Genomic DNA, 7,213 nt, shown 5'->3' with positions numbered 1-7,213 from the left:
GGTCCCGACAGAGTCGAGGATGAGGGTGGAGCGGCGATGCTGACCGACCAAATCCGCGCGCTCGGTAGGTCATGGTCCGCGCAGGTGAGCGATCCAGATACGCCGAGGCCGATCTTGGAGGTCCGGGGCGAAGGCAACGGCGCGAACATATTGCGGCGAGCGAGGCGGCTCGATTGACCCCACGGTGGGATCGAACTTCACCCCTATCTTCCGGGACCTAGTGGATCACAATCTGATCATCAGCACGCCGGACCTGACGGCCGAGCGGCGGCATGTTCAACGGCTGACCGCCGAGATGGAAAATTCACGAAACGCACTCGTCCGGAGGCGGGAGTGGAAGGTCATCGAAGGCCGGCTCGTCGAGAGGTGGGATTGGGAGGTCATGGAAGGCTGGCCGAAGCTTGAGCGCATCGCAATGCACGATCACGAATTGTGCGTCGCCGGAAGAGGGTATATCTCAGCGCTCGTCTCGTGGGCCGCGACAGCGCAGCGGCTGAAGTCCGAGCCCCCGACATACCGAAAGGCGGTCGCGGCTCAGCACAGCGACACGATCCGCCGACGGGCCGCGAACGTGGGCCGCGTCGTCGACGACCAGAGCCCTGTCAGGCGACGTCCAGATGTGGTCCCCACCGACTGGGACCAGTTCTAACAGCCCGAACACCGCGTGTTCATCTACACTGACGCGGCACTACGAGCGATGGCTCCCAAACGGCGACCGACCACGCTCGCCACCGCAGAACTGGTTCGGCGACTCAAACCGAGTCACGGTACGTCGGCTCTGGTCGTCGACGGCGAGCGGACTCAAGTATCAACGATGGCGTCAACGGTCATCATGGTCGAACGTAAGGCCGGCATCGTGCGGCCGGTGGCGCCCACGGAGGCCCCGGTGCGCGTCGTCGCGTTCTTCGATCGCCGTCGCCCGAATGTATTTGCACGACAGTCAACCGCGCAGCGCGCATCCACGAACCCCAGACTGGGCAGGACAAGATCCGTCACCTTAGGCTAGTCGGTCCAGCCGACCAGGCACCTCAGATGACCACGCACGGCGCCCAGCAATCGAACCCCAGCTGGCGGGAGACCAGGCCGACACCGATGTGCCCCGGGACGACCCATCCGGCACCGACGAAGACGACGACGACACTCCACCGGGCCACGAACAAACAGCACAGCAGAATCGCTCGTCGCAGTGGGTGGACGACAAGGTGGAGGCGTGGCCCGGAAACGCCGGATTGGACGGCGCCAGCGGGACGAGAACCGCGCGTCTGCCCGGACCCGACGGCACCGATACGAACTGCGGCGAGTCAAGAGGCATGCAGACCGGAGAGGGCGATACAGCACTTGCTAGCAACCTCGCCCTCGAACCGCCGACCTCGACCCCAGTCGACGCAGTGTGTGTCGAACGCGCCTTCCGCGCGGCCGCTGAACTCCACACCCTAACGGCACCCCCGTATTCGACGTCGAAGTACCTGGCGAAGCCGCAATCGCCGAAGCGATGAGGGGGCGGAGGAAGGGGCGCTTCCCGCGCGCCGCCATCTCCTGGTATGCGGGTGACCAACACGACTACTACCCCGACGGATACCACGGGCTCGCCGCCGCACTCACCCAACTCAGCATTACTGCCCCAGACGGCATCGCGGGCATCCTCGTCAACGCCAAACCCGCCGACGAAACCCTAGGCCTGTCGGCGTTCACGGAAATCCGCAGGTTGAGCCGGTTTTCGTTCAGGTAATTCCCGGTATGACAAGGCCACCTGTTCCACGCCCACCACGACGGCACAACCATGTGGCTGCGCGCCCTCGACGACAACATCCCCTGCCAACCTTTCAACGCGGACGATCCTCCCTTCGATACCGAAACCGTCCACGGCATCACACTCGCCCGCCACGGCACCGAGACGCTGGACTCCCGCCGCGCCGCATTCGAAACCCGCGAGGTCCCAGAACGCTTCATCCGACCCCCCGACAACTCCGGCGCCCTACCCAGACGTCGGAAGAGATTGTCGGAGAAGGCAGTTCACGGCGACGGATCAGGCGTCGTTCCTCGCCGGCGTGAGGGCATTCCATCGGGTCTGCTCCTTCCCCGCATGCCTGGCTTCGAAGCAACGCCGACATCAGGGGTGGCGCCAGAGGACGGACACCTGTATATCCCAGGCGCGGACGGCCACTGGTCGGTCCTCGGGCAGCTCGAACTGGCCGCGCAGGGTGATGCTGAACCGGATATCTCCATTCTGAAACTGTTGTGGCGGAATGCGAGGTTCAGGCTGTTGTATGGAATCGACCTGGGGAATGCTGGCTTCACGGCCACGGCATGGGCTGAAATAATATATTTGACAAACGCGACCATTGCATCCATCGCGTCAGCCGCGGTTTACGCCGCACAGATTCTCGCGATGCCTGTCGGGCAGTCGACCGACCGCGACTGGCATCGGGTTATGAAGTGGTCGCTATCGGGCGGGCTGGCCGCTTCCAGTGCTGCCGCCGTCCTCACCTTCTGCGACGTACCCTACTTGGGTCTCGCACTCCCGGTAACGACGGGCGCTGAAGCATTTTTCGCCGCAAGCTTTATCAACGCCGTAAAGGCAGCTTTCCGAGATTCTCTCCGACCCGCCGACGCGCCTATAATGCGGCGCCGTCCGGGGCGGCCGAAGAAGCTCACCGAGGCCGAGTTGGTGTGCCTGCCGTGGCGCAGGTGCTGCTGGGTGCCCGCAGCGAGCACCACTGGATTCGTATGTGCCTGGGACGGTTGGGCCATTTGTTCCCGTATCTGCCCAAGCAGCCCGGCTACCACAAGCGGGTCAAGGCCGCGGCGCCGCTGATTTGCAAGACCATGCTGTATCTGGCCACCTTGTGCCCGTCGTGGGCCGACCAGCTGCGGCTGGCCGACGCCACTCCGATCCCGTGCGGCACTTCCCGGGAAACCGTGAAACGCTCCGATCTGGCCGGATGGGCCGGTTACGGGTACTGCGCGGCGCATTCACGCTGGTATTGGGGGTTAAAGCTGTATCTGATCACCACCGTGGAGGGGATGCCGGTCGTGTGGTGCCTGGCCGACCCGAAGCTCGGCGAACGCGAGGTGCTCGCCGAGCTGCTCGGTCACGCCCGCGACTTGGACGCGGTGCGACTGCAGATGGTGATCCTGGCTGACAAGGGCTTGGCCGGAGGTGAGATCGAACGCTTCTGCGCCGACCAGATCGGGGTGCTGCTGGTGCACCCCGACCGCCACGACGCCCGAAAACGCCGCTACGGCAACCTCAAAGGCATGCGTCAATGGATCGAGGCGATCTTCGACACCTGCAAAGACCAGCTCGGCCTCGAAGGTCACGGCGGCCGCACCCCGGCTGGGGTCTACGTCCGCATCGCTCAGCGTCTGCTCGCTCTGGCCGCGGTTATCTGGCACAACTGGACAATCAACGCGCCAGTGAAACGGTCACTGATCGCCTACGACCACTGACCGAGCTGGTGGTCGCGCGCGGCCACCAGCTAAATCACTCAAAACGGATGACTGGAAGTAGATGGCGGCTGCTGCCCGGATCGGCGGAGCGAGAGCAGGAACAGCGCCAGCGAAATCACCACCGCGACAGCAAGAATCACGAGCAGCTGGTTCGCGTTCCCATTGGAGGTGTGAGCCGCCAGATGCGCGCCGTAGCGCAGGTGAATCACCAGATGCGCGACCGACCACACCACGTACGAGGCCAATCCGCTGCGCACGGCCAGCGGACTCGCGGCCACGGCCGATGTCGCGAGTGGAATGGCCAGCGCCAGATTCATTGCCCCGTAGTCGAGCATGAGGTGTGGGTTGTAGGGCATGCCGAGATTGACCCAGGAGAGGGAAAAGAACGATTCGGGGACGGCCAGGATCACGACTCCCAGGACGGCGGAGACGCCGGCGAAGAACAGGAGTCCCCCGCGCGCCACCCGGCCCCGCGCGCCCATCACCGCACCACCCGCTCGAGTAGAAACCCCTCGAATGTGACTGTGCCCTGGGGATTGTCGGGTACGAGATTCCACCCCTCCGCGTAGCCGCGCGCAATCCTGCCCGGCAGGCGTGGCGACAGAATCGGCCGCCACCGATGCACGACCGAGCGGTGGATCTCCGCCAGCTGGCGCATGCTGTGCATTCGCGGACCGCCCAGATCCGGTGCGCGGCCGAGGGGTTTGCGCACGGCCAGCTCCGCCATGTGGTCCGCGACCGTCCCGATATCGATGGGCTGGAATCGGAACCCGTCGGGAGCTACGGTGAACGGCAGCCACCGCTGCACATCAAATATGGTGGCCAGCAGATCGTGGAACTGGGTGGCACGCAGGGTCGTCCACGGCAGCCCGCTACCCGAGATCACCCCCTCCGCCGCGAGTTTGGCGCGGTAGTAGGGCACCGGGATTCGGTCCACACCGACAATCGAGATATTCACCAGATGTGGCGCGCCCCCGGTACGGCCGATCGTATCGACGAGCCGCCGGGCCGCCACCACATCATCGCGGCCGTAGGTGGTGGCGCAGTGCACGACCACCTCCACCCCCTCGACCGCCTCCTCGAGCCCGGCTCCCGTGCGCAGATCCCCGACCGCGCGCCCCGCACCGGGCGTGCGGCTCAGCACGCGAATCTCGCGCTCCCCGTCCTTCAATCGTTCGACCACGGCCCGGCCCAGTTTCCCGGTGCCACCGGTGACCAGCACTGTGCTCATCCTGACCTCGCTTCCTCGCGGGCGATATGCGTTCACTGGTTCGGAACCGAGCACCGCCCCGGAATGTGACAGGTCGGCGCGACTGTGACGCACCTCGCAGCGACCGGCGCGCGGAGGCCTGCCTCGAATAGTCTCGCAAGCAATGGATTCGCTGGAAACCGCCGACGCCCGACGCGCGTCCGTGTTTGAAGAGCATCGGCCGCGCCTGTTCGGTCTGGCGTATCGCCTGCTGGGCTCCGCCATGGACGCCCAGGACATGGTGCAGAGCGCCTATCTGAGCTGGCACGACGCCGACTGGGTGGAGACGCCCGGTCCGTGGCTGTACAAGGTGGTCACGAATCTGTGTCTCAACCAGCTCACCTCCGCGCGAGCGCGCCGCGATACCTATCCGGGCCCGTGGCTGCCCGAACCGGTGCTCACCGAGACCGGTGTGCTCGGTCCACTGGAAACAGTAGAGCAGCGCGAGTCGGTATCCATGGCGTTCCTGGTGCTGCTGGAACGGCTCACCCCGACCGAACGTGCCGTCTTCGTCCTGCGTGAGGCATTCGACTACTCGCATGCCGAGATCGCCGACATTCTCGGTATCGACGCCGCGCACTCACGCCAGCTGAATCACCGCGCCCACGCGCATCTGGCCGGGCAGCGAAAGCGCTTCGCCGCCGACGACTCCCGGCACCGCCGGATGGTCACCGAATTCCTGGCCGCCGCCACCTCGGGCAATGCGGCGAGACTGCACCGCCTGCTGGCCGACGATGTGGTGGCATGGACCGACGGCGGCGGCGCGACCGCGGCCCGCCGTCCGATCCTGGGCCGCGAGCGTGTGCTGCGCTATCTGCTCGGTATGAGCCGCCGACCCGAGGCCCCGCGTATCACAATCGACACCGCGATGGTCAATGGCGAGCCCGCCGTGCTCGCCTTCGACGGCGACCGGCTCGCCGCCGTCATCACCGTCGAGCTCGCGGACTCCCGAATCGTGGCCGTGCGCATGATCGTGGCCGAGGCGAAGCTGGCCTTCGCCGCCGCCTCCCTAGAACAGTCCGACACGCGATTGTCGTGACAGGCGTTGTGTCTATCGTCTATATGAGTGATTTTGCTTGTGGCCGCGCGGCGCGCGGCCACAAGCTCGGTCAGTGGTCGTGGGCGGTCAGGAGGGTATCGAGGTCTTCAGTCACAAGTCGATGTCGATACTTTCCGCCAGGCCTCCCCACAGGCAAACACCGCTATCCATAATGTGAATCACACACGCCTGCAACCAATCCAGCACTACACAGCTTCGAACCCAACTGTGGCCCGCCGCCAAGCAGGCCACAGGCCACAGTTGGGAATCACTCATCTAGGCCGCATGCAGGAGTCGATCGGCGTCACGCGGCGAGTGTGGTTCGGGCAATCGGTTTCCCACCAAGACGAGCACTTCGCATTTACCTACGTGCAGCTGGTATCTCGGCAGGTCCGTCCTGCAAGGCCGCCGATCTTGCTGGCGGGAAGCGGAGGACGCGCGCCGAGGCGCGTTGCGCGTCTCGCTGACGGCTGGCTGCCGTATCCGACCAAGGCCCAGACATATGCCGAGGAATGGGCGCTCATCAAGCAGATTGCACCACGCCAACTCGCCCGGCCCCGTACTCGACGCTCTGCGTGACGCCCGACCTGGACAAGCGCCGATCCAAGCCATGTTCGCCGGTACCGGCTCTCAATCGGCCGAGTGGCTGACCGGTACGCCGCAGCCGGTGCTCACGCCATTGTGATTGTCCGGCGACCGATGACCACGACACGGGCCTCGAGGAACGCGCCGACAAAGTTTTGCCCATACCTCGCAAGGAGGTTCTTAATGACCACATTCGTTCTTGTCCATGGCGCTTGGCATGGCGCATGGGCCTGGGAGCGGGTCGTTCCGCTGTTGCACGCGGCCGGAGCGCGCACCATCGTTCCCAACCTCGACACTGCCGAAGAACGTGGATTACACGAGCACGCCGCGATCGTCGTCGCTGCTCTGGATGCCGCACCCGAGGATGACGAACTCATTCTGGTCGGACACAGCTACGCAGGTCTGGTCGTCCGGGAGGCCGCAGATGCCCGTCCCGACACTGCCGGCCACCTCGTCTTGGTCGAGGGTTGGGCCGGACCCGACGGTGCCAGCGATGTTCAGCTTGGCGCCCGACGTCTTTGTCAAAACCATTCGGGAGGCGGCCGAAGCCGGCGGGGGTGGTCGATGGTTCCCTGCACCCCCGCCCGCCGCATTCGGGATTTCCGACACTGACGAGGTGGAATGGCTGGCCGCACGCTTGATTCCGCAGCCACTTCGTGCCTTCACCGAATCCACACGGTTGAGCGGGGCTGTCGACCAGATTCCTGGGACTGCCATCTACTGCAGGCCACAGATCTTTCCCTTCGAACATTTCGGCAAGGCCCTCGGGTACCAGACACGTGGGCTGGACGGCCCGCACGATGTGATGCTCACCCGACCCGAAGCGCTCGCGCAGATGCTGCTGGACACGACATCATTCAAAATTGGAAAGGAAGAAGTCTAGTATAAAG

8 protein-coding genes and 1 pseudogene are annotated in these 7,213 nt (G+C 64.9%); 7 read left to right on the top strand and 2 right to left on the bottom strand.

What is annotated here, in order from left to right; genetic code table 11:
- The first annotated feature begins 220 nt into the window (after positions 1–220).
- From ACQP2U_RS24410 to ACQP2U_RS24400, 3 genes and pseudogenes are all read left to right on the top strand, one after another.
- Complete coding sequence (locus ACQP2U_RS24410) at positions 221–649, top strand: hypothetical protein (RefSeq protein WP_433709614.1); 429 nt, start codon at positions 221–223, stop codon at positions 647–649.
- A gap of 843 nt (positions 650–1,492) precedes the next feature.
- Positions 1,493–1,729 (top strand): hypothetical protein, encoded by a 237-nt coding sequence (locus ACQP2U_RS24405; protein WP_433709613.1) that lies wholly within the window; start codon positions 1,493–1,495, stop codon positions 1,727–1,729.
- A gap of 891 nt (positions 1,730–2,620) precedes the next feature.
- Positions 2,621–3,450: pseudogene (locus tag ACQP2U_RS24400) on the top strand (IS982 family transposase).
- Positions 3,451–3,488: 38 nt separating this feature from the next.
- Here the strand turns inward: ACQP2U_RS24400 and ACQP2U_RS24395 are convergent.
- Both ACQP2U_RS24395 and ACQP2U_RS24390 read right to left on the bottom strand, forming a co-directional pair.
- Positions 3,489–3,932 (bottom strand): hypothetical protein, encoded by a 444-nt coding sequence (locus ACQP2U_RS24395; protein ID WP_433709612.1) that lies wholly within the window; start codon positions 3,930–3,932, stop codon positions 3,489–3,491.
- Positions 3,932–4,681 (bottom strand): SDR family oxidoreductase, encoded by a 750-nt coding sequence (locus tag ACQP2U_RS24390; protein WP_433709611.1) that lies wholly within the window; start codon positions 4,679–4,681, stop codon positions 3,932–3,934. The genes ACQP2U_RS24395 and ACQP2U_RS24390 overlap by 1 nt, the downstream gene beginning before the upstream one ends.
- A gap of 142 nt (positions 4,682–4,823) precedes the next feature.
- Here ACQP2U_RS24390 and sigJ point away from each other — a divergent pair, with 142 nt between their 5' ends.
- From sigJ to ACQP2U_RS24370, 4 genes are all read left to right on the top strand, one after another.
- Positions 4,824–5,738: an RNA polymerase sigma factor SigJ gene (gene sigJ / locus ACQP2U_RS24385; protein WP_433709610.1), complete on the top strand. Its 915-nt coding sequence runs from the start codon at positions 4,824–4,826 to the stop codon at positions 5,736–5,738.
- A gap of 285 nt (positions 5,739–6,023) precedes the next feature.
- Positions 6,024–6,317 carry an LLM class flavin-dependent oxidoreductase gene (locus ACQP2U_RS24380; RefSeq protein WP_433709609.1) on the top strand — a complete coding sequence of 98 codons (294 nt, stop codon included), beginning with the start codon at positions 6,024–6,026 and terminating at the stop codon, positions 6,315–6,317.
- A 189-nt stretch (positions 6,318–6,506) separates the two neighbouring features.
- Positions 6,507–6,935 (top strand): alpha/beta fold hydrolase, encoded by a 429-nt coding sequence (locus ACQP2U_RS24375; protein ID WP_433709608.1) that lies wholly within the window; start codon positions 6,507–6,509, stop codon positions 6,933–6,935.
- Between the two features lie 4 nt (positions 6,936–6,939).
- On the top strand, positions 6,940–7,206 hold the full coding sequence (locus ACQP2U_RS24370; RefSeq protein ID WP_433709607.1) for a hypothetical protein: 267 nt from the start codon (positions 6,940–6,942) through the stop codon (positions 7,204–7,206).
- The last annotated feature ends 7 nt before the right edge of the window (positions 7,207–7,213 follow it).

This window comes from Nocardia sp. CA-084685 (assembly GCF_050955785.1).
GTDB lineage: Bacteria > Actinomycetota > Actinomycetes > Mycobacteriales > Mycobacteriaceae > Nocardia.
Note: the sequence above shows the minus strand (reverse complement) of the source record. Positions and strands in the feature narration are given on the sequence as shown.